Origin of the sequence: Nocardia callitridis (assembly GCF_039543305.1) — a bacterium.
Lineage (GTDB): Bacteria > Actinomycetota > Actinomycetes > Mycobacteriales > Mycobacteriaceae > Nocardia > Nocardia callitridis.
Window position 1 is genome coordinate 1 of record NZ_BAABJM010000007.1, and the last position, 21,384, is coordinate 21,384.

The 21,384-nt window shown below is 67.2% G+C and carries 24 protein-coding genes; 19 read left to right on the forward strand and 5 right to left on the reverse strand.

The genetic code is table 11. The annotated features are described in order from the left end of the window. The first annotated feature begins 527 nt into the window (after positions 1 to 527). From ABEA50_RS26305 to ABEA50_RS26330, 6 genes are all read left to right on the forward strand, one after another. Complete coding sequence (locus tag ABEA50_RS26305; protein WP_345498801.1) at positions 528 to 1,406, forward strand: thioesterase family protein; 879 nt, start codon at positions 528 to 530, stop codon at positions 1,404 to 1,406. Between the two features lie 42 nt (positions 1,407 to 1,448). Beyond that, positions 1,449 to 2,267 carry a pyrroline-5-carboxylate reductase gene (gene proC, locus ABEA50_RS26310; protein WP_345498802.1) on the forward strand — a complete coding sequence of 273 codons (819 nt, stop codon included), beginning with the start codon at positions 1,449 to 1,451 and terminating at the stop codon, positions 2,265 to 2,267. Positions 2,268 to 2,430: 163 nt separating this feature from the next. After that, positions 2,431 to 2,712 carry a helix-turn-helix domain-containing protein gene (locus ABEA50_RS26315; RefSeq protein WP_345499185.1) on the forward strand — a complete coding sequence of 94 codons (282 nt, stop codon included), beginning with the start codon at positions 2,431 to 2,433 and terminating at the stop codon, positions 2,710 to 2,712. Positions 2,713 to 2,967: 255 nt separating this feature from the next. Continuing rightward, a complete protein-coding gene (locus tag ABEA50_RS26320; RefSeq protein ID WP_003402602.1) occupies positions 2,968 to 3,069 on the forward strand; it encodes a 30S ribosomal protein bS22 in 102 nt (33 codons plus the stop codon). Between the two features lie 261 nt (positions 3,070 to 3,330). After that, positions 3,331 to 4,365 (forward strand): NAD-dependent epimerase/dehydratase family protein, encoded by a 1,035-nt coding sequence (locus tag ABEA50_RS26325; protein WP_345499187.1) that lies wholly within the window; start codon positions 3,331 to 3,333, stop codon positions 4,363 to 4,365. After that, the gene (locus tag ABEA50_RS26330; RefSeq protein WP_345498804.1) at positions 4,362 to 5,387 is read left to right on the forward strand and encodes a lysophospholipid acyltransferase family protein; all 1,026 of its coding nucleotides are present in this window, start codon (positions 4,362 to 4,364) and stop codon (positions 5,385 to 5,387) included. Before ABEA50_RS26325 ends, ABEA50_RS26330 begins: the two co-directional genes overlap by 4 nt. Before the next feature lie 137 nt (positions 5,388 to 5,524). Here ABEA50_RS26330 and ABEA50_RS26335 read toward each other — a convergent pair whose 3' ends face one another. Continuing rightward, on the reverse strand, positions 5,525 to 6,478 hold the full coding sequence (locus tag ABEA50_RS26335; RefSeq protein ID WP_345499189.1) for an HAD family hydrolase: 954 nt from the start codon (positions 6,476 to 6,478) through the stop codon (positions 5,525 to 5,527). Between the two features lie 178 nt (positions 6,479 to 6,656). Here ABEA50_RS26335 and ABEA50_RS26340 point away from each other — a divergent pair, with 178 nt between their 5' ends. The 5 genes from ABEA50_RS26340 to ABEA50_RS26360 all read left to right on the forward strand — a co-directional run bounded on the left by ABEA50_RS26340 (position 6,657) and on the right by ABEA50_RS26360 (position 12,316). Then, the gene (locus ABEA50_RS26340; RefSeq protein ID WP_345498805.1) at positions 6,657 to 6,917 is read left to right on the forward strand and encodes a glutaredoxin family protein; all 261 of its coding nucleotides are present in this window, start codon (positions 6,657 to 6,659) and stop codon (positions 6,915 to 6,917) included. Positions 6,918 to 7,166: 249 nt separating this feature from the next. After that, positions 7,167 to 8,132, forward strand: coding sequence for a redox-sensing transcriptional repressor Rex (locus ABEA50_RS26345; protein WP_345498807.1), 966 nt, complete (start codon positions 7,167 to 7,169; stop codon positions 8,130 to 8,132). Further along, a complete protein-coding gene (locus tag ABEA50_RS26350; protein ID WP_345498809.1) occupies positions 8,129 to 9,562 on the forward strand; it encodes a glutamyl-tRNA reductase in 1,434 nt (477 codons plus the stop codon). The genes ABEA50_RS26345 and ABEA50_RS26350 overlap by 4 nt, the downstream gene beginning before the upstream one ends. Further along, positions 9,559 to 10,680 (forward strand): hydroxymethylbilane synthase, encoded by a 1,122-nt coding sequence (gene hemC, locus ABEA50_RS26355; RefSeq protein ID WP_345498810.1) that lies wholly within the window; start codon positions 9,559 to 9,561, stop codon positions 10,678 to 10,680. The genes ABEA50_RS26350 and hemC overlap by 4 nt, the downstream gene beginning before the upstream one ends. Before the next feature lie 73 nt (positions 10,681 to 10,753). Beyond that, entirely contained in the window at positions 10,754 to 12,316 is a 1,563-nt protein-coding gene (locus tag ABEA50_RS26360; protein ID WP_345498811.1) for a bifunctional uroporphyrinogen-III C-methyltransferase/uroporphyrinogen-III synthase, read from the forward strand. Between the two features lie 327 nt (positions 12,317 to 12,643). On the opposite strand, the gene ABEA50_RS26365 is transcribed toward ABEA50_RS26360, so the two are convergent. After that, on the reverse strand, positions 12,644 to 12,916 hold the full coding sequence (locus ABEA50_RS26365; RefSeq protein ID WP_345498812.1) for a hypothetical protein: 273 nt from the start codon (positions 12,914 to 12,916) through the stop codon (positions 12,644 to 12,646). A 154-nt stretch (positions 12,917 to 13,070) separates the two neighbouring features. Further along, positions 13,071 to 13,649, reverse strand: coding sequence for a GNAT family N-acetyltransferase (locus ABEA50_RS26370; RefSeq protein WP_345498813.1), 579 nt, complete (start codon positions 13,647 to 13,649; stop codon positions 13,071 to 13,073). 77 nt (positions 13,650 to 13,726) lie between these two features. Between ABEA50_RS26370 and ABEA50_RS26375 the strand changes: the two genes are divergently transcribed. After that, positions 13,727 to 13,957, forward strand: a complete 231-nt coding sequence (locus ABEA50_RS26375; RefSeq protein ID WP_345498814.1) for a DUF2510 domain-containing protein — start codon at positions 13,727 to 13,729, stop codon at positions 13,955 to 13,957. 119 nt (positions 13,958 to 14,076) lie between these two features. Here the strand turns inward: ABEA50_RS26375 and ABEA50_RS26380 are convergent, their stop codons facing one another. Beyond that, positions 14,077 to 15,009, reverse strand: coding sequence for a hypothetical protein (locus ABEA50_RS26380; RefSeq protein ID WP_345498816.1), 933 nt, complete (start codon positions 15,007 to 15,009; stop codon positions 14,077 to 14,079). 265 nt (positions 15,010 to 15,274) lie between these two features. Between ABEA50_RS26380 and hemB the strand changes: the two genes are divergently transcribed. The 6 genes from hemB (at position 15,275) to ABEA50_RS26410 (ending at position 18,879) form a co-directional block, all read left to right on the forward strand. Continuing rightward, positions 15,275 to 16,252, forward strand: a complete 978-nt coding sequence (gene hemB / locus ABEA50_RS26385) for a porphobilinogen synthase (protein ID WP_345498818.1) — start codon at positions 15,275 to 15,277, stop codon at positions 16,250 to 16,252. A 638-nt stretch (positions 16,253 to 16,890) separates the two neighbouring features. After that, on the forward strand, positions 16,891 to 17,373 hold the full coding sequence (locus ABEA50_RS26390) for a hypothetical protein (protein WP_345498819.1): 483 nt from the start codon (positions 16,891 to 16,893) through the stop codon (positions 17,371 to 17,373). Positions 17,374 to 17,486: 113 nt separating this feature from the next. After that, complete coding sequence (locus tag ABEA50_RS26395) at positions 17,487 to 17,705, forward strand: hypothetical protein (RefSeq protein WP_345498820.1); 219 nt, start codon at positions 17,487 to 17,489, stop codon at positions 17,703 to 17,705. 46 nt (positions 17,706 to 17,751) lie between these two features. After that, a complete protein-coding gene (locus ABEA50_RS26400) occupies positions 17,752 to 18,267 on the forward strand; it encodes a hypothetical protein (RefSeq protein ID WP_345498821.1) in 516 nt (171 codons plus the stop codon). Next, positions 18,264 to 18,518 (forward strand): hypothetical protein, encoded by a 255-nt coding sequence (locus tag ABEA50_RS26405; RefSeq protein ID WP_345498822.1) that lies wholly within the window; start codon positions 18,264 to 18,266, stop codon positions 18,516 to 18,518. The genes ABEA50_RS26400 and ABEA50_RS26405 overlap by 4 nt, the downstream gene beginning before the upstream one ends. A 127-nt stretch (positions 18,519 to 18,645) precedes the next feature. Then, positions 18,646 to 18,879 (forward strand): hypothetical protein, encoded by a 234-nt coding sequence (locus ABEA50_RS26410; protein WP_345498823.1) that lies wholly within the window; start codon positions 18,646 to 18,648, stop codon positions 18,877 to 18,879. A gap of 189 nt (positions 18,880 to 19,068) precedes the next feature. Here the strand turns inward: ABEA50_RS26410 and ABEA50_RS26415 are convergent, their stop codons facing one another. Next, a complete protein-coding gene (locus tag ABEA50_RS26415) occupies positions 19,069 to 19,467 on the reverse strand; it encodes a hypothetical protein (RefSeq protein ID WP_345498824.1) in 399 nt (132 codons plus the stop codon). A gap of 158 nt (positions 19,468 to 19,625) precedes the next feature. On the opposite strand from ABEA50_RS26415, the gene hemL reads away from it, so the two are divergent. Further along, the gene (gene hemL, locus ABEA50_RS26420; RefSeq protein ID WP_345498825.1) at positions 19,626 to 20,963 is read left to right on the forward strand and encodes a glutamate-1-semialdehyde 2,1-aminomutase; all 1,338 of its coding nucleotides are present in this window, start codon (positions 19,626 to 19,628) and stop codon (positions 20,961 to 20,963) included. Positions 20,964 to 21,384 lie beyond the last annotated feature (421 nt).

Genomic DNA, 21,384 nt, shown 5'->3' on the forward strand with positions numbered 1-21,384 from the left:
CCCTGAGTCTCGCTGTTGAGTACCCGTTTCTTGCTCCTTCGTCGCCTACGAAACGGGCACTCAACAGCGAGACGGCCGCGAACTTGCCGTGCCGGTCTCGCTGCGCTCGGAACAGGTGTTTGGGCGGCTCGTTGGGTGGCTGGGTTTTGTTGGGGTGGTGGGGTTTCACCGGGGGTTTGGGGCGTGCCGTGACAAGAGGTGGGTATCGAGCTGTCGCTGCATTGTGGTGGTGCAACGGGATACCGGTCGGGGCTGGTAACGGGATACCGGTAGGGGCTGGTTGAGGGGGTCGTTGGTGTGCGGGGGTGTGCGTACGAGATCGCCGTGGTGTGGGTGTTGTGCCGGTCAGGGTGGTGCTGGTGTTCCGGTGATCTTGGGGCGGGTTGCTTGGGGGCGTGTGGGGGAGGGTGGGCGAGGGTTCTACGCTGTACGAACTGCGATGGCCGGGTGGTTGTGGGGGAGCGTGGTGGTGGGGCGTCGGGTCGGCATGGCTCGGGTCTCGAGTGTTTGCGAGGACAGGAGTGGCGATGACGAGCGAGTTGGCGGCTGCGGCGCGGGTTGACGCGCCGTTCAGTGGTGTGTGTGCGGTGACCGAACTGCCGGAGATCGAGCAGGGAGTCGGGCGCTACAGCGGCCTCATCGATCGGGTGTGGACGATCGGCAAGAAGGTGCACGGCGGGACGATGGTCGCCGCCAGTGCCGCTGCGGCCACCTCGTGGTTGCGTGCCGTCGAACCCGAATTGGGTGCGGGGATGGCACCCATTTCCACCGACGCGGATTTTCTCGGCGCGCCTAACCCCGGCGAGGTCGAATATCGGGTGCGGATCAAGAAGACGGGTCGCCAGATCTGCCTGGTCGACACCGAACTGGTCCAGGACGGGCGCACGATGGTGCGTTCGGCGGTCACTTTCGGTCAGCTGGACGACACCGAGGCGGCGTACACCCGCTCCTACGACGACATGCCGCTCGAACCACCCGCCGATGCCGCCGGCTACGAGCCGGGGTCGACGATGAGCCACATCGTGCACGTCGGCGAGGGTGCCGAGATCTTTCTCGACCGGGAGTGGGCGGTGTTTCTCGACGGCAAGCAGGGTCCGCCGCGGATGCGATTGTGGATCCGTCCGCGCGCGGGAGACGCGGCCGACCCCGAGGTGGCGGCGTACTTCGCGATGATGGCCGCCGACATCTGCCCGCCGGTCACCGCCAACCTCGGCAGCACAGGGTGGGCGCCGACCGTGCAGATGGCGACCTACCTGCGGCGCACGCCGGCACCCGGTTGGTTGCGGGTCGTCGCGACCACGCACGAGATCGGCAGCAGGATGTTCGATGAGGATCACGTCGTGCTCGACTCGACCGGCGCCGTGGTCGCGCAGAGCCGTCAGCTCGCCTTGATTCCGCGGCGCTGACCCGGCGCCGAGCCGTCGGATTGCGCGGCTAGCCTTGGCCGCATGACGAGAATTGCGGTGATCGGCGGCGGTCGAATCGGTGAGGCATTGATCGCGGGTCTGTTGGAAGCGGGTCGCCCGCAGAAGGACCTGGTCGTCGTCGAGGCCCAGTCCGAGCGAGCCGGTCAGCTCGCCGAACGCTTCGGCGTGCGGGTCACCGATTCGGTGACCGATGCCGCGATCGGGGCGGATCTGGTCGTGATCGCGGTCAAGCCCGCCGACGTCGACTCGGTGATGACGGCACTCGGCAAGGCCGAGTTGGGTGAGGACCGTGACCAGGTGCTGGTGTCGCTGGCCGCCGGCGTGCCGACGACTCGTCTGGAAGGCAAGCTGCCCGCCGGTTTCCCCGTGGTCAGGGTGATGCCGAACACTCCGATGCTGGTGGGGCAGGGCATGAGCGTGATCGCGCCCGGTCGGTACGCGCGTGCCCCGCAGTTGGAGTTGGTCACCGATCTGCTCGCCACGGTCGGCAAGGTGGTGACCGTCGCGGAATCGCAGATGGACGCGGTGACGGCGGTGTCGGGTTCGGGGCCCGCCTATTTCTTCCTGATCGTCGAGGCGATGGTGGACGCCGGTGTCGTTCTCGGCCTGTCGCGGGAGGTCGCGACCAGCCTGGTGCTGCAGACCATGATCGGCTCGGCCGCGTTGCTGGAGGGGTCCGATCAGAGCGCCGTCGAGCTGCGCGCGGCGGTCACCTCGCCGGCGGGTACGACCGCGGCGGCGGTGCGGGAGTTGGAGCGCGCGGGTGTCCGCTCGATGTTCATGGAGGCGCTGGACGCGGCGAAGCGGCGCTCGGTGGAACAGGGCGCGTCCAGTGAATGACCGGTCGGTTTCCGATCGGAAAAGCTGATTTCTCACTCCCGTCGCAATAACCCCATTGGTCCCGGTAGACTTCAAAAAGCACGTGCGTGTCTGTTCCGCTGGTGGGGAAGCCGGCGGCGCGGACGTGCCGGAGGTCAATGGTGCAATGATGTCTTCAAACAAGATGTCTGCGAGTAGCTCTGGAGGCTCGAGCGGCTCCGGCCCCACCGGTCGGACGAGTTCCAGAGCACAAAGCGGACCAGCGTCTCAAGGTCAACCGGTTCTAGGTGGCACCCAGTTCCTCACGGTCGCCGAAGTGGCGAGCTTGATGCGGGTGTCGAAAATGACCGTGTACCGGTTGGTGCACTCCGGTGAGCTACCCGCGGTGCGGGTGGGTCGGTCGTTCCGGGTGCACGCCAAGGCGGTACACGAATATTTGGAAACGTCGTATTTCGATGCTGGCTGAGGGCCGCGAGAGGCGGTTTCTTCGCTGATCGAGGGTGCCGCTAGGATGGACCCTCGGTTCGTGTTCGCCCGCCGATGGCACCGCACAGCGGGTGCCCCGTGGCAGTCGGCGGAACGGGCATCAGGGTCGTACGGCTTGCCGTGCGGTCCACGACGTTAGATGGCAGATGCGGTGGGCCGAAGCCGATTCAGGTTTCGGCCGTCGCGTACGTGAGTGGCGTGCGCGCCGAGTAGAGAGAACGCGAGGAACAACCCTATGGGTTCTGTGATCAAAAAGCGCCGCAAGCGCATGTCGAAGAAGAAGCATCGCAAGCTGCTTCGCCGCACACGCGTGCAGCGGCGCAAACTCGGCAAGTAAGCCTGCGTCGCGCGTTAGCTGTGAAGGCCCGTCACCCTTGTTGGTGGCGGGCTTTTTCCCTTCCTGTGCTCACGATCTGTGCGCTTCCTGAGAGTGTTGTTGCCGGTGACTGAAGTCATCGTTAGAACCTGGTTAATACTCTCGGCGTCGCAGAAGTGAGCGGTTAGGCTGGTGGCCGGGGAATAAATGAAATGAGGGCTGCCAAGGTGGGAAGCGGTGCCGGTGGTTTCTGAAGCGCGAGAAGGACACACCCCGAAGGTTGTGCTGGTGACCGGAGCCAGCCGGTTCTTCGGTGGTTCTGTCGTGGCGCAGCTTGCCAAGGACTCCGGTGTCGAACGCATTCTCGCGGTCGACACGATGACACCGAGCCACGACTTGCGTCGGCGCATGGGTCGCGCCGAATTCGTGCGCGCCGATATTCGAAATCCGTTGATCCGCAAGGTGATCAACGGTAATGAAGTGGACACCGTCGTGCATGCCGCGGTGCTGGCGCGCCCGCCCGCCGGCGGCGGCAGGGCGGTGATGAAGGACCTCAACGTCCTCGGCGCGATGCAGTTGTTCGCGGTCTGCCAGAAGGCGCCGTCGGTGCGCAAGGTCGTTGTGCGTTCCTCGTCGGCTGTTTACGGGGGTAGCCCCAAGGATCCGGCGAAATTCACCGAGGAAATGAGCGCGCGCACGCCGCCACGTGGCGCGCTGGCGCGCGACATGATCGAAATCGAAGGCTTCGTCAGGGGGCTGGCCAGGCGCCGTCCGGATATCGGTGCGTCGATTTTACGTTTCGCCCCGATTGTCGGTCCACGGTTGGCCAGTCGCGGCGCCGAGTATCTGCATTCACCGGTAACACCCACTGTTTTCGGCAGAAATGCCAGAATGCAGTTGATCTACGAAGACGACGCCGTGGCCGCACTCGCCCACGCGGCGACGCACCCTGGCGGTGGTACCTACAACATCGCGGGCGACGGCGCGCTGACGCTGTCGCAAGCGGTGCGCAGGACGGGCAGGATCGAACTGCCGGTCCCGTTCGCGTTGTTCCGCACGGCAGGACGCTCGTTCATGGGGCCGGTGATGCGTGAATTCACCGGGGAACAGCTCGACTATTTCCACTTCGGCTGCGGCCTCGACACCACCAGAATGCGTGCCGAACTCGGTTTCGTGCCGCGCTGGACAACGGTGCAGGCGTTCGACGACTTCATCGGGGGCGCAGCGTTGCGGCCCGTCATCGATCCCGCATGGATCGATGCCGCAGAACACAGACTGCTCGGCCTCTTGAAGGTCGGTACGGGAGCACACCAATGAACGATGTAGCGAAAGTGATCAATCTGCACGACCTGCAGGCCGAGACTCGTCAGCGACCGGTCACCCGGCGCAGGCCGGAGTTTCCGGTCGGTCAACCGTCGCCGAGTCCCGTTGCCTCGCTCACCGAGCGGTTGGCGACCCCGCAACCGTCGCACCGGTCGGTGTCGGACCTGGTGCGCGCGGGGTTGGGCAAGCAGATCAGCAAGACGGCGGAATTCGCGCGGCGCAGGGTCGCGGGCGATTACCAGGTCGATGAGTTCGGCTTCGATGAGCACCTGCTCGAGTCGGTGATCTTGCCCGCGCTGCGGCCGATGTCCGAGCTGTGGTTCCGCGTGCAGGTCAGCGGCGTGGAGAACGTACCGCGTGCGGGCGGCGCGCTGATCGTGGCCAACCACGCGGGCACCGTGCCGCTGGATGGCCTGATGCTGCAATTGGCCGTCCACGACAACCATCCAGAACAGCGCGCGCTGCGCCTGCTCGCCGCCGACCTGATCTTCGAGATGCCGGTGCTCGGGGTGTTGGCGCGCAAGGCGGGGCATACCCTGGCCTGCCCGGAGGACGCCGAACGGCTATTGCGTTCCGGCGAGCTCACCGGGGTGTTTCCCGAGGGCTTCAAGGGGGTCGGGAAGAGCTACGCCGATCGCTACAAGCTGCAACGTTTCGGCAGGGGCGGGTTCGTCGCCGCGGCCGTGCGCACCGGCGTGCCGATCATCCCGTGCTCGATCGTGGGCTCCGAGGAGATCTACCCGAAGCTAGCCGATCTGAAGCCGCTAGCCAGGCTGCTCGGTCTGCCGTATTTCCCGGTGACGCCGTTGTTCCCGCATCTCGGTCCGCTGGGCGCGGTGCCATTGCCCTCGAAGTGGCACATCGAATTCGGCGCGCCCATCGCGACGACCGCCTATGAACCGGACGCCGCGGACGATCCGATGACGATGTTCGAGGTCACCGACCAGGTGCGCGAGAACATCCAGTCGACGCTGTACCGCTTGCTCACCAAGCGGCGCAACGCTTTCACCGGCTGAGTCGGCTCGGGTCGGCTCGGGTCGGCTCGGGTCGGCTCGATCCCGTCGTCTCGGCGAGCGCCGGGCCCGTGTGGCATACCCCTCGGTCACACCGATTTCCGGCGTTCGCCCGGACGACGGGACTTCGCGATGGGTGGTCAGTGCTCGCGATGACGGGTGACCGCCGCCGCGACGGCGCCACCCGCGGCGCCGAGTGCGAGCGCCGTCGGCACCCCGATCTTGGCCGCCTTACGGCCGGTGCGGTAATCGCGAATCTCCCAGCTCCGGTTCTTCGCGACCTCACGCAGATCGGAATCCGGGTTGATCGCGACCGCGGTGCCTACCAACGAGAGCATGGGCACATCGTTGTGGCTGTCGGAGTAGGCGGTGCACCGCTTCAGGTTCAGCCCCTCACGGATGGCCAGCGTGCGCACGGCGTGCGCCTTGCCGAGCCCGTGCAGAATGTCGCCGACCAGGCGGCCGGTGAACTTGCCGTCGACGCTCTCGGCGACGGTGCCGAGCGCGCCGGTGAGCCCGAGCCGCTTGGCGATGACCTGGGCCAGTTCCACCGGGGTCGCGGTGACCAACCACACCTGTTGCCCGGCATCCAGGTGCATCTGCGCCAATGCTCTTGTGCCGGGCCAGATTTTGTCGGCGATGATCTCGTCGTAGATCTCCTCGCCGAGCTCGGCCAATTCGGCGGTGGAGCGTCCCGCGATGAAGGACAGCGCTTTTTCCTTGCCGCTGGCCATATCGCTGCTGTTTTCCTTGCCGGTGACCCGGAATTTGACCTGCTTGAACGCGACATCGACCAGGTCGGAGGTTTTGAAATACTTGCGCGCCGCCAAACCCCTGGCGAAATGCACGATCGATGCGCCCTGCACCATGGTGTTGTCGACGTCGAAGAACGCGGCGGCGGTGAGGTCGCGCGGCGGTTCTTGGCCGGTGGTATCGGGTTGCGCGGCAGCGAGTTCCGCATCATGCAAGGACAATGCCGCATCGGCGCTCGCCTCACCGGCGACATTGGCGCGCAGTTCTTCCTCGCTCGGCCCGAATGGGCTGCGCGAAATGCGAGCAAGTTGATCCTGTAACCCCTGCCCGAGCGGGCCCAGGTGCCAACGCGCCGGAAACTCGCCGAATCGTCCCGCGATGAATCCGGTTCTTGCCACCTTCGGTTGTTCCGGCACCAGTACCTCCGCCCGTCGCGCGAACCACGTCCACACTAACCGGATGCGGGGACAATGACGGCACGCAGGCGGGTGATAGCGCACCGCGGGCACAATCTTCGACATGAGCGAAACCACACCTTCGGTGATCTTGTTGACCAGATCCGGCTGCGGCATGTGCGCGACCGCGTGGGATCAGCTGCGGGTGATCTGCGCCGATTTCGGGATCGAGCCGGCGGCGGTTGATGTCGACGAGGTCGCGCCGACCAACCCCGCACTGCGCGCGGAGTACGGCGACCGGCTGCCCGTGGTGTTGCTGAATGATCGCGAGCACAGCTATTTCGACGTCGACGAGCCGAGATTGCGCGCAGACCTGAGCCGCTGATCGGCGGTGTTTCGCGGTCGGTTTTCGGCTGTATTTCCTCGCAACGCTGGTCGTAGCGGAAAATGAGGCCAATTTCACCGACTTTGTGCAGGGCTTCACAAGCGGTTACGGTGGTGACACGCGACCCGCATGCCGAGGCTGCGGATCCGCCCCTGACATCCGATCCTTCGGCCATCGCACCGGAGGCGTCCCGGAGCAGAGGTCGAACTACGAGCCGGTTCCATCGAGCCGGAACGAGGAGCCGACGACGTGACAGAGCAGCATGAGGCGCCGGGCGGCGCCTCCGGCAGGGCTCTGCAGAAGGATATCCCCCAGGCCACGGTTGCCCGTTTGGCCACCTATCTCCGGGTCCTCGCCACGCTGGGCGACGACGGTGTTGCCATCGTATCGAGTGAGGAACTGGCTGTCGCGGCGGGTGTCAATTCGGCGAAGTTGCGCAAGGATCTTTCTTTCCTCGGGCCCAACGGAGTTCGCGGTGTCGGCTACGACGTCGCGAAGTTGCGGGCGCGGATCGAGGACGTGCTCGGGTTGTCCCAGGGCCACCGCGTCGTCTTGGTCGGGGCGGGCAATCTCGGCCGCGCACTGGTCGGCTACGGCGGATTCCAGCGACGCGGCTTCTCCGTCGTCGCGATGTTCGACAACGACCCCGCCACGGTCGGGCTCTCGGTCGCCGGGTTCGAGGTACGCGACGTCGCCGACTTGTCTTCGGCGGTCTCGACTCTGGAGCCGACCATCGCCGTGATCACCGTCCCGGACGACGCGGCGCAGGATGTCTGCGACCTGTTGGTCGAGGCAGGGTTGCAGTCGATACTGAGTTTCGCGCCGTGCGAACTCGTCGCACCGACCTCGGTCGAGGTGCGCAGGGTCGATCTAGCTGTCGAGCTGCAAATGCTGTCGTTCGAGCGCGTGCGCAACGGCGAGGCCGCGCAACTGTCCGGCGTCGGTGCCATGGCGGCAGCGGCGAACGCGTCCGCCGAAGTCTCAGTGGACACCCAAGCCCACGACGCGGACACCCACGCGACGGTCGAAGAGTCGTCATCGGCGCGCCCCGAAGTTTCGCGTGCGGGGTCGGGACGAGTCGCGCGTCGAGCGTCCGCGACGCACCCCTCCGCCGCGCACCCTGCCCTCAAGCATTCGGCAACAACGCAGTCGGCAACGCATTCGGCCCCGGCACTTTCGGAGCCGAGCAGCAAGGGATCGGTGGTTTCACCATGAGCGTTCTACTGGTCGGGATTTCGCATCGCAGCGCTCCCGTCGCCGTTCTGGAGAAGGTGGCGATCACCGACACCGACCGCCCGAAGCTGATCGAAGACATGCTGACCTCCAGCCACGTGTCCGAGGCGATGATCGTCTCCACCTGCAACCGGGTCGAGATCTACGCGGTCGTCGACGCCTTCCACGGTGGGCTCGCCGAGGTCGGTGACCTGCTCACCAAGCATTCCGGGCTGCCGATGCCCGATCTGACCAAGCACGCTTATGTGCGCTACAGCGAGGCGGCGGCCGAGCACCTGTTCGCGGTCGCCAGCGGCCTTGACTCGATGGTGATCGGTGAGCAGCAGGTGCTCAGCCAGATCCGCGGTGCCTACGCCTCCGCCGACGCACAGCAGGCGGTCGGCCGGACCATGCACGAATTGGCCCAGCACGCGCTGCGCGTGGGCAAGCGGGTGCACTCGGAAACCGGGATCGACCGTGCGGGCGCCTCGGTGGTGTCGGTGGCACTGGATCGCGCCAGGCAGGTGCTCGGCCCGCTGACCGGACGCACCGCCGTCGTCGTCGGCGCCGGCGCGATGGGTGGCCTTGCGGTAGCGCACCTTTCGCGTGCGGGTGTGGAACGCATCATCGTGGTGAACCGGACCATCGAGCGGGCGCGCCGCCTCGCCGAGACGGCGCGAACCCACGGCGTCGAGGCCGAGGCGATGGATCTGTCCCAGCTCACCGAGGCCATGGCCATCGCCGACGTCGCGGTCACTTGCACCGGCGCGGTCGGCTCGGTGGTGACGTTGGCCGATACCCACCGTGCGCTCACCGAGCGTGAGCGCGGCGGGGGAGCCGAACGTCCGCTGGTGTTCTGTGACTTGGGCCTGCCGCGCGATGTCGAGCACGCGGTCGCCGGGCTCCCCGGTGTGACCGTGATCGATATCGAGACCTTGCAGCGTGACCCCGCGGCCGGTGCCGCGGCGGCGGACACCACTGCTGCCCGCGGCATCGTCGCCGAGGAATTGGCGAAATACCTTGCCGGACAGCGGATGGCGGAAGTCACGCCGACCGTTGCGGCCTTGCGACAGCGGGCAGCGGAGGTCGTCGAGGCCGAGCTGCTTCGGCTGGATTCGCGCCTGCCCAGCCTGGCCGACCCGGAACGCGACGAGGTGGGTCGCACCGTGCGCCGTGTGGTCGACAAGTTGCTGCACGCGCCGACGGTGCGGGTCAAGCAACTTGCCTCGACACCGGGCGGCGACAGCTACGCCGAGGCACTGCGTGAACTGTTCGAATTGAAACCCGGTGCGGCACAAGCGGTCGCGGCGCCGATGGAGATCAGCGCCCGACGCGAACGCGCGAGCATTCAGCTCACCGACGGCGAGATCGCGCTGGCCGACGACTTCACCCGTAGCGGCCATCGCGACGACGAGTCAGGGGAGCCGACATGACGGCCGTGCACCAGGACGGTGCGCACCACGACCAACCGCGCGATACCGACGAGCGCTCCCCGTTGCGTATCGGCACCCGCGGCAGTCTGCTGGCGCTCACCCAGGCGGGCACCGTGCGGGATGCGGTGGTCGCCGCGGGGCGCGCCGCCGAACTGGTGGTCGTCGAGACCCCCGGCGATGTGTCGGCCGAGCCCGTCATCGAGATCGGCGTCGGCGTGTTCACTTCCGCACTGCGCGAAGAACTCGCCTCCGGTGCCATCGACATCGCGGTGCACTCACACAAAGACTTACCGACCGAGCAGGATCCGCGCTTTCTCGTGGCCGCGATACCCGTACGCGCCGACCCGCGCGACGCGGTGGTCGCCCGCGACGGACTCGTGCTCGGCGAACTACCCCCCGGCTCGAAAGTCGGCACCTCGGCTCCGCGCAGAATCGCCCAGTTGCGTGCGCTCGGCCTTGGTTTGGACATCGTGGCCTTGCGCGGCAACCTGGAAACCAGGTTGCGCAAGGTCGCGGAAGGCGAGTTGGACGCGGTCGTCGTGGCGCGCGCCGGACTCGCCCGCATCGATCGGCTCGACGCGGTGACCGAATCGCTCGATCCGGTGCAGATGCTGCCCGCGCCCGCCCAGGGCGCGCTCGCGGTCGAATGCCGCGGCGACAACAGCGAACTCGTCGAGTTGCTCGCCGGGCTGGATGATCCGGCGACACACGCGTCGGTCACCGCCGAGCGGGGACTGCTCGCCGAGTTGCAAGGTGGGTGCACCGCACCGATCGGTGCGCTCGCCGAGGTGGTCGAGTCCTTGGACGACGACGGTCGGATCTTCGACGAATTGTCGTTACGCGGTTGCGCGGCGGCGATCGACGGGTCCGATGTGATCAAAGCGAGCGTGGTCGGTGCGCCCGAAGATGCGGGCGCACTCGGCCGTGCGCTCGGGCGTGAACTGCTCGAACTCGGCGCACGAGAGTTGTTGAGTGTGACCGCGACCGACACCGAGGAATCCGGAAGAGACCCCGGATCCGGCACTACCGAACCGGAAGCGACCGGTTCCCGTACACAGGCGGTGAACGCGCCCGCCGATGACTTCACCCAACCCAGCCCAATGGAGAACAGCCAATGAGCGAGCGCAGCGAGCGAGTCACACCGACCGCCCCCTCGGGCATGCCGGAGCAGAGCGCCGTCGAGGTGCAGGCATGAGCAGGGCCACCAAGAAGAATCCCGGCCGCATCCTTTTCGTCGGCTCCGGGCCAGGCGACCCCGCGTTGCTGACGGTGCGCGCCCGCGAGGTGATCGGCAGGGCGACACTGGCGTTCACCGATCCCGACGTGGACAAGGGTGTGCTCGCGCTCATCGGTGTCGCCGTCGAGCCGACCGCGGAGGGGGAGAGCGCGGTCGACGTTCGTCCGGCACTCGGCGAACCCGCCGAGGTCGCGAAGACCCTGATCGCCGAGGCACGCAACGGGCACGACGTGGTCCGTGTGGTGGCTGGTGACCCGTTGACCACCGATTCGGTGATCGCGGAGGTCAACGCGATCACGCGGTCGCACATCGTGTTCGAGGTGTTGCCCGGCCTGCCCAACGGATCGGCCGTGCCCAGCTACGCGGGTATCGCGCTCGGTTCCGGGCACACCGAGACCGACGTGCGTGGCGAGGTCGACTGGGCCGCGCTGGCCGCGGCGCCCGGCCCGCTGGTCTTGCACGCGACATCAGGGCACCTGGCCGAAACCGCGAGTGCGCTGGTCGAACACGGTTTGGCACCGCAGACTCCGGTCGCGGTCACCGTGCGCGGCACCACCAGGCAGCAGCGGACCATCGAGGCCACCTTGGCCACGTTGAACAATGCCGCCTCCGAGTTGGTCGGCCCGCTGGTGGTGACCATCGGGAAGGTGGTGTCGTCGCGGACGAAGATGTCGTGGTGGGAGTCGCGCGCGCTGTACGGCTGGACCGTGCTGGTGCCGCGCACCAAGGACCAGGCCGGTGAGATGAGCGAGCGGCTGGTGACCCACGGTGCTATCCCGATGGAGGTACCGACGATCGCGGTCGAGCCGCCGCGCAGTCCCGCCCAGATGGAGCGCGCGGTCAAGGGTTTGGTCGATGGTCGCTACCAGTGGGTGGTGTTCACCTCGACGAACGCGGTGCGCGCGGTGTGGGAGAAGTTCGCCGAGTTCGGCTTGGACGCGCGGGCCTTCTCCGGGGTAAAGATCGCCTGTGTCGGCGAGGCCACCGCGGAGCGGGTGCGTTCCTTCGGTATCAATCCCGAACTGTTGCCGAGTGGAGAACAGTCCTCCGAGGGTCTGCTCGCCGACTTCCCGCCCTACGACGATGTTTTCGACCCGGTGAACCGAGTGTTGTTGCCGCGCGCCGATATCGCCACCGAGACGCTGGCCGAGGGGCTGCGTGATCGCGGTTGGGAAATCGACGACGTCACCGCCTACCGCACGGTGCGCGCGTCGCCGCCGCCCGCGGAGACCCGCGAGATGATCAAGACCGGTGGCTTCGACGCCGTCCTGTTCACCTCGTCCTCCACCGTGCGCAACCTGGTCGGTATCGCGGGCAAGCCGCACACCCGCACCATCGTCGCGTGCATCGGCCCGAAGACCGCCGAGACCGCCATCGAATTCGGTTTGCGCGTCGACGTGCAACCCGAACTGGCACAGGTGGGTCCACTGGTGGAATCGCTTGCCGAGCATGCGGCTCGGTTGCGCGCCGAGGGGCTGTTGCCTCCGCCGCGTAAGAAGAGCCGCCGCAGTCGGTAATTCTGTCGACAAGATCACCAGGACCAGGCCGGATTCAGCCGGTGGGTCCTGGTGATCTTTGGTTTGTGTGCTTGGGCCAGTGGTTGCGGGTCCAGGGCGGTTCGCGCGCGAGTGGGTGGGCCGTGCGGTGTTTCGGTCGGACGGGGTTGATGCGCGGGGATTGGGAACCCCTCGCTGTGTTTGTTGGCGGCTGGCGCCGCGGGTTCGCGGCTCCGAGGGGTTGCACCGGGCGCTCGGGGCGTGTGCATACACAAGATCACCAGGACAAGGGTCGGTTTCAGCCGTGTGGTTGCACCGGTGGGTCCTGGTGATCTTGGGTTGTTGGGGTTAGTGGCGCTTGCGGAGCATGGTGCGGACCAGGGCGCAGGTGGCCTTGGAGGGTGGGTTCACACCGATGGCCTCCGCTGTTCGGCGGATTCGGGTGTTGGTCGCGTAGCTCGGGGCGTAGGTGCCGGAGTCGAGCAGGGCGATGGTCAGGCGCATGGCCTTGAGTTTGCGGTTGTGCAGGACGTACCAGGAGCGGGGGCGGCCCGCTGGTAGTGGGCGCTTGGCCAGCGGGGTGTAGGGGTGATCGATGAGAGTGGGCTTGGGCGTTGGCATTTCGGCGTCCCTCCCGGAGAGCTATGTCTTCCTGGAAACGTCTTCCTGGAAAACTCGGGGTCGGCAACCCCTTCGAACATACCTTCGATTGTACCCGTGGCCACCGATAGATTCCGGTGCTCGGCCGAGCTGGCACGGCGCCGGATTCGCTCGTTCACGCCTCGTTGTCTTTGACCCAGAACATGCCTCGACCGGACTCCGCGGGAGCACGGATCGCGCGTGGTTCGACACGGTCGAGTCGATACCCGAGTCGGCGGGCTATCGCCGCGCTGCGCGTGTTGGCCTCGTCGCAGTGAATCTCGACGTGGTCGATACCGGGTAGGGCCAAGGCGATTCGCGTCAACGCGGCCGCACTACGGGTGATCACTCCTCGGCCGGTGTGCGCGATATGGCACCAGTATCCGATTTCCACTGTGCGGGGAGCCACCCGGTCATGGATCCCGATCGCGCCGAGGACGGCACCTTCGACATCGAAAATGCCGTAGTTACAGCTGCCGTCCTGGCTCGGCCAACGTGCTGCCTCCGCTTCGTCGCAGGCGCGCCGCCGCTCCAGCGTCATGGGTTCGGCGAGCCAGTCCATCCACGGATGGAGGTGGTCGAACGAAGCGTTGACCGCTTCGAGCCGCGCGGCCAGATCCTCTGGCTGCCAACGACGTAGCAGCAAAGCGCCCAGATCGATTCGTGGCGGCGGCGCAACTCCAGGCGCGAGCGCGGCCGGTTGCTCGATGCTCATGCTCGGATGGTGGCAACTGATCCGTTGTGGGTCAATCGAATAACAAGCAGGGTTGCGGCCCGGTGGATACTGGTCGAATGGGAGCACTCAGCATCGGCCACACCCTTTTTCTCCTGACCCTGTTGGTACTCCTCGCGGTCGGCGTAGGAGTCGTGTTCCTCATCTCGAAGCCCCGTTCGAACCCTCGGCCGGGGTATCCACCCCCGAACGCGATGGCACCGGGTTGGTATCCCGACAACGCGAATCCCACGCTTGTTCGATGGTTCGACGGGTATCGGTGGACCGACTACACCCAACCCCGCCGATGACGCGAGTAGTGGGCCGCCGTAGCTGAGTGGTGCCGGGGTCGGGCGGGTGTTGTCGAGTAACAAGCGCTCCGGCGGAGAGACGGTTTGTCAGCCGGGGTCGGTTGGCCGTGTTCGCGGTGCTAGTCCGGATGGTGGGTGAGTTCGGGATAGTCGTAATCGAGGGCGTAGGCGACCAACTGGGCGTGGTAGCTGCTGAGGCTTTCCAGTTGCCAGGTGTGGCCGGAGTCCTTGACGACGACGATCGGGCCGCGAGCTCCGGGAGCCAGTAGAGGGCGGGCGCCCTCGCGGTACCAGGAGACGGTCGACCACGGGAACAGGTAGGCCCAGCCGATGTCGACTACGTGGTCGGGTGGGCCGAGCTGGAGGGGATCTGCGGGGGTCGTGAGGTGGGCGCTGTGGGTGGCGAGCAGGTGGCGCGCGCTGTTGCGGGCGACCCGGATATCGAGCGGGCCGCGCGTGGTGTCGGGGAAGGGGAGTGTTGCCTCGGGTCTTCGACACAATCGGCGACCGGCTTCCGCCGACAGTCGACACCGCGCGCTGTGCAGGCGTAGGAAGACCGTGCCCGTCGCGGGCGAGTAGCGCAGGTGCGCGGTGGCCTCGGCGCTGCTGCCCACCAGATGTCGGCCCCGGCTCTGCGACCATTCGCGCTCGTCGCGGCGCAGGCCGAGCCGGTCGAAGCTGGCCGCGGCGGTGGCGAAAACATCGACTGTGGCGGGTGCGCGCACCACGAATTCGACCGAGAAGATCTGCGCGGTGTCATCGAGTGCGCGCCAGGTCCGCAGAGTGGTCGGCGGTGGCGTAAGGCCGCCGGTGAGCGTCGGCCACCAATCCCCGAGTAGCACGGCCGCCCACGACTCGAAATCAGCGGCGGTGGCCAGCGCGAGATCGGTGGATCGAGGGTCGGCGGCGAAGAGTTCAGCCAAACGGCGGTCGACGGGCGAAAGGGCGGCCCCGGTGGGGCCCGGTGGAGGTGGATCGCCGGACGACGACTCGATGAAACGGTCGGCCGGGAAGGTCGCGGCCGACGGCAGGTCGGGATTCGGGTCGATCATGCTGCCCCCAGGAATTGCCCTGTTTTCGGAGTATGCGCCCGCGTGCCCTCGCTCGGGTGTGATTTGACCCACGCGGGTACCGAATTAACGGTGTGCCAAGCCCCTCGACAGCGGCCGTCGGTACGAGCGCGACGACGAGTTTTCCGACGTGCTTGACGAATTCCCAGCTCGCGCGGTCGTCGAGGCAGCGGCGGCGTCCGCGCCGCGTGTTCGGCCGTCTCGGGTGCTCGTCGGCGGGCGACCGAACCGGGCGTATGGTGCGAATATGACCGGAATGGACCGCCCGAGGCGGCTGCGCCGCACGCCCGCGCTGCGCCGACTCGTCGCTGAAACCTCCCTGGAGCCACGCCAATTGGTGCTGCCGATGTTCGTCGCCGACGGCTTGGACGAGCCCAAGGAGATCAGCTCACTGCCCGGAGTGGCGCAGCATTCGATGGACTCGCTGCGCAAGGCGGCGGTGGAAGCGGTGGCCGCCGGTGTCGGCGGCCTCATGCTGTTCGGGGTTCCCCGTCCCGAGGACAAGGACGGCATCGGCAGCCAGGCCAGCGAACTCGACGGCATCCTCAATCGTGGCTTGCGGGCGTTGTCCGAGGAGGTCGGCGATTCGACGGTGATCATGGCCGATACCTGCCTCGACGAGTTCACCGACCACGGGCACTGCGGCGTATTGAGCGCGGACGGCAGCGTCGACAACGACGCGACCCTGCACCGTTACGTCGAGATGGCGCTCGCCCAGGCCGCCTCCGGCGCTGACCTGCTCGGGACCAGCGGCATGATGGACGGTCAGGTCGGCGCGGTGCGCAGGGGGCTGGACGCGGCGGGACGCACCGACACCGGGATCCTCGCCTACACGGCGAAGTACTCTTCGGCGTTCTACGGGCCCTTCCGTGAGGCGGTCGGGTCGTCCCTGCAGGGTGATCGGCGCACGTATCAGCAGGACGCGGCCAATCGGCGCGAAGCGCTGCACGAACTGGAACTCGACCTCGCCGAGGGCGCCGACATCGTGATGGTGAAGCCAGCGATGTCGTACCTGGACATCCTGCGCGACATCGCCAACGAGTCCACGGTCCCGGTCGCCGCCTATCAGATCTCCGGCGAGTACGCGATGATCTCCGCCGCCGCCGAGCGCGGCTGGATCGATCGTCGGGGCGCCATCCTCGAGTCGCTACTCGGTATTCGCCGGGCGGGTGCGGATTTCGTACTCACCTATTGGGCGACCGAGGCTTCGCACTGGCTGTCGTGACGAATCAGCAGCCACCGGGCGATCCCGAGCAGCAGGGTCGAGCGGAACAACATAGCCAGGCACAACAGCAGGGGCAGGCGATACCGCGGGATCAGCCGGAGCGGCGAGTTCGGCCGGAGCATCAGTGGCGGGAATCGGCGCAGGCTGAGAGTGAGCAGCAAGCGCAGGAGTTGTCCGACCCGTCGGGGTTGTCAGATCAGCCGGAGCCGCAGAATCAGGCGGAGTCGCAGTGGCGGGGGGCGTCGCGTGGCTCGGATTCGTCTCGTACCGAGCACGAGCAGCCAGGGGTGGCGTCGCCGGATCAGTCGGGAACGCAGGATCAGTCGGGAACGCAGGGCCAGTCGGGAACGCAGGGCCAGTCGGGAACGCAGGGGCAGCCGGGTTCGCAGGGGCGGTCGGAGTCGTCGGGCCAGTCGGGCGTGCCGGGGCAGGCGGGGCGGTACGGGCACCCGCCGTCGTATGAGCAACCGGGTCCGTACCGTCAGGCGGGTTCGCCCGGACATACCGGCCCGCAGGGGCATCCGGGGTGGCCTGGTCCGGCGAATCCCTATGGACCGTCGGGCGCGTCTGGGCAGCCGGGGCCGCCGCACGTACCCGGTCGGCCGGGTGCTCAGCGACCGGACGACAGTCGTCCTCCGATGCCGGTCGATGTCGGCACGGCGCGCCAAGTGTGGTGGGGCGCCATCGCTTTCGGTGTGGTGCAGCTGGTCGCCTCGGTGCTCGGTGCGCTCGGGCAACGGCGCTCCTTCGCCGAGGAAGTCTTCGATCAAGCCGCCGAACGGGATCCGCAGATCACCATGGCCAGCGTCGAATTGCTGGTGTCGCTGGTGTACGTGTTCCTGGTCCTGCTCGGGCTGGTGGCCGCCGTGCTCGGCGCGGTGATCGTGCATCAGTTCGCTCGCGGCAAACTCTGGGCACGCACGGTGCTCACGGTGCTCGGCGTGTGGTTCGTCTTTTCGGGGGTGGGAGCACTGCTGGCGATCAACTCGGTGAGCGGCGCCGCGGCATTGGTGGCCGGTGGGGCTGCGATCGTGCAGGCGGTGCTCGCGTGCGGTGCGATGTATCTGTCGCACCGGCCCGAGTCGACGGCGTACTTCACACCGGGACCACGCGCCAGGTGAGGCTGTTTGCCGAGATTATGTACACGCCGAGACTTTCCTGATGTCGTCGTGGAGAAGCGTCGACGTAACGGACTCCGAGTTTGTGCAACGCCCCGGAACATGTATGGTGAGGGTTGTCACAGCAGACACGGGAACCGGCAGTTATCGGCCTGGCGTTCGCGCATATCGCGCGGGAGAACGCGGCAGACGGCTCCGGGGGATCGGAGGCAGCGATGCGAGTGGTTATTCAGCAACCGCACAGCATTCGTCGGGAATTGGCCGTATTGAGCCTGCTGATCCTGTTCGGATTGTTGACCGTGGCCGTTCTGTTGCTGCCGAGCCTGGTCGGCTGATTCCGGCCCCGCTGAGGTCGATGTCTCGCGTTCGGGCAGGCGCGAGGTGAGCGATCCGCAGCCCGAGTGCACCGCCCTGTTCGCCGAACCGGGAGGTCGTTGGCGCACGGTGGCGTACGGGCCGATCTTGTGCGGGCTCATTCTGGTCGGCGAATTGGTGGCGGGTAGTCCGCCGCATTGGTTCGCGCTCATTTTCTGCGGTGTGTTGATCGCCTGGTTCGTGGCCTTGCAGGTGGTGGCGGCGCGCAGGCACGTGAGCGTCGAGCTCACCGAGACGCACCTGCGCGAGGGCACCGAATCCTTGCCGCTGTCGTCGATCGCGGAGATCTTTCCCGCACGTGACGAGGAGGCGTGGGACGACGAGGCGTGGGAATCGGCCCGCGCGTTGGGTGAGTTGACGGGTGTTCCGCGTCGACGCACCGGCATCGGGCTGCGTTTGTCCGGTGGTGGCATGGTGCAGGCATGGGCCAAGGACCACAAGAGCTTTCGCGCGGCTCTGACGGCGGCGCTGCCGCAGCCGACGGTGGACGACCACGAGAACACGGACGGAGTGGGCCGGTGAAGCGGTGGGTGGCGGTGGTCGCCGTCGAGGTCGTCGTGGTGCTGCTCGGTGTCGGCGCGGCGGTGTGGAGTTGGCACAGGGCACTGGCCGACACGACCTTCGCCGCAGCAGGGCGGGTGCCGGAATTCGTCGCGACCCGTTATCTCGGCTCCTGGATTCTGCTCGCGGTGACCTTGGTGGTGCTCGCGGGCTTGTTCGCGATCGATGCGGTTGCTCGGGTGCTCCGCGGGGTCGGCGCGGGTACCCGTTAGTCGCGACCGGCGCGCTCGCGGCAGACGGTACGGTCGGCGCGCGAGGGAAGAGGTCGCGCGGGCGGTGAACCGTGGTGGCCGTTGCCTTTTCGAACGACAGCACAACGACCTCGAAGGATTGATATCGATGAACCGAGTCGTCATGACCGTGTGTACCGGCTTCGCGGCGGCGTCCGCGATCGCGCTGGCCGCCGCACCCGCGCTGGCCGAACCCGCGTCGACGATCGCCGAAACCGCCGCTTCTCCCGCGGCGTCGAACGCGCCCATCTTCGTGCCGCTGACCGGGTGGGACGCGGTGTACAACACGTTCATGTGCCAGCTGCAAACCATCTCGGCTGACGCACCGTGCATCTACACCTGACCGGTCCGCGTCTGACTGGTCTGTACTCGACTGGTCTGGACCGACCGACCCGCACCCGACCGACCCGCATCGGGTGATCCGCACGGGTGATTCACGTCGAGGCGATTCCCTCCGGACCCGCGTGATTCGTGCCCGTGTAACCCGCGCCGAGCGATTCGTCCCAGGCTCGCCCCGCGTCGGATTCGGCGACTAGTTCCAGTTCTGGTAAATGTCCAGCACTCGCCCATTGCGCGCGCCGGGGGCATCCAGGTAAACGGTCACCGTGCCGTCGGGGTGATCGGCGGCTTCCAGCACCACATCGCGCAGCGACGCGTGCACGCCGCCCTGCTCGTCCCGCACGATGGCAGTGTCCTCGTGCAGGCCTGCTCCGATCTTGTTGAGCGGTACGACCATGGTGACCAGTGCGGGGATCGGCCCGCTCGCGACGGAGGTGGTCTCGCCGTGATCGAGTCGGAGGCCGACGCGGCCGTGGTCGACGTCGGCGACGGGCACCGCCGCCGTGGCGGTCCCCGCGCCGAACGCGGCGGCACCGAACGCGAGGGACAGGAATGCCGTTGCTACGGCCGTGCGGAGGATGGCAGTATGCATGCCGCCAGACACTACTCATCAGCAATTATGCAGCGACCGCATTGAGGGTGAACCTGACTCGGCGTGTTGGGCGCGACAACGGGTTTGGTGTTGCGGTCTGGGTCACTCCACTACACCCTGTCGTCGACTCGATTCGACCGGACTGAGAGACTGTGCCCGTGAGTTCTTCTCCGCGCGCGAATACGGCATCGGTGCCTGTTTCGGCTCAGCTGTTCGACCGGGCAGCCTCGGTGACTCCCGGTGGCGTCAACTCACCGGTGCGTGCGTTCGCTTCGGTGGGTGGCACACCGCGATTCCTCGCCTCCGCCAAGGGATACACCCTCATCGATGTCGACGGCAACGACTACGTCGACCTGGTCTCCTCGTGGGGGCCGATGATCCTCGGGCACGCGCATCCCGAGGTGGTCGACGCGGTGCGTCGGGTCGCGCTCGACGGCCTGTCATTCGGTGCGCCGACCGAGGCCGAGGTCGCCCTCGCCGAAGCGATCGTCGAGCGGGTCGCTCCGGTCGATCAGGTGCGGTTGGTGAACTCCGGTACCGAGGCAACGATGAGCGCGGTGCGGTTGGCGCGCGGGTACACCGGCCGCGCGAAGATCATCAAGTTCGCCGGGTGCTACCACGGCCACGTCGACGCGCTGCTGGCCGACGCGGGCTCCGGCGTCGCCACTCTCGGGCTACCGACCTCGCCGGGCGTTACCGGTGCGCAGGCCGGTGACACGATTGTGCTGCCATACAACGACATCGCCGCCGTCGCCGCCGCGTTCGCCGCGTACGAGGGCGAGATCGCCGCGGTGATCACCGAGGCCGCGGTGGGCAATATGGGCGTGGTCGCTCCGCTGCCCGGGTTCAATGCCGGATTGCGCGAGCTCACCACCGAACACGGCGCGCTGCTGATCATGGACGAGGTGATGACCGGTTTCCGCGTCAGCCGCTCCGGCTGGTTCGGGCGCGAGGGTGTCGCGGGCGATCTGTACACCTTCGGCAAGGTGATGAGTGGTGGCCTCCCCGCGGCTGCCTTCGGAGGTCGCGCCGAGGTCATGGGCGCGTTGGCGCCGTTGGGTCCGGTGTACCAGGCGGGCACGTTGTCGGGTAATCCGGTAGCCACCGCGGCGGGCCTGGCCACGCTCCGTGTCGCCGACGACGCGGTGTACGCGGCGCTCGACCGTAATGCCGAGCGGCTCGGCGGTCTCTTTTCCGAGGCACTCACCGCGGCGGGGGTCGAGCATCAGGTTCAGTTCGCGGGCAATATGGTGAGCGTGTTCTTCGCCGATCGTCCCGTCACTGATTTCGCCACGGCCAAGGCCAGTCAGACCTGGCGTTATCCGGACTTCTTCCATGCCATGCTCGACGCGGGTGTGTACGGGCCGCCGAGCCCGTTCGAGGTGTGGTTCGTTTCCTCGGCGCTGGACGAGAACGCGTTCGACCGCATCGCCGCAGCCCTGCCCGCCGCCGCACAAGCGGCCGCGGCCGCCACTCCCGAAGGATCCCGCGCGTGAGCTCCGAACCCGATCAGCCCGATGCCGAGAAGCGCGACGAGCTAGCTCGATCCGCCGCGGCGGGTAAGCAGGAGCCCGCCGACGACGCGGCCGTGTCCGGTGCCGAGCAAGCCGAGGCAGCGGCCACGATCATCGACGCGGGCGATCAGTTCGCCGCGGCGGCCGATTCCACCGCCAAGCCGAAGACCGCTCGCGCGGACGACGCCGACTCGTGGACGGCGGATTCCGACCCCGACGAGTCATCGAACATCGTCGATGCCGGTGCGCAGTTCGCCGCGGCCGCCGAACGCGGTTCCAGCGCACGTGAAGACAATGCGCGGGAGAACGAGACGACCGCCACCCCCCAAGCGCGGAAGACCGCAGCGACCACGGACACCGCCGTAGCGAACACGAACAGCGCCGAGGAACCGGACTTCGCCGA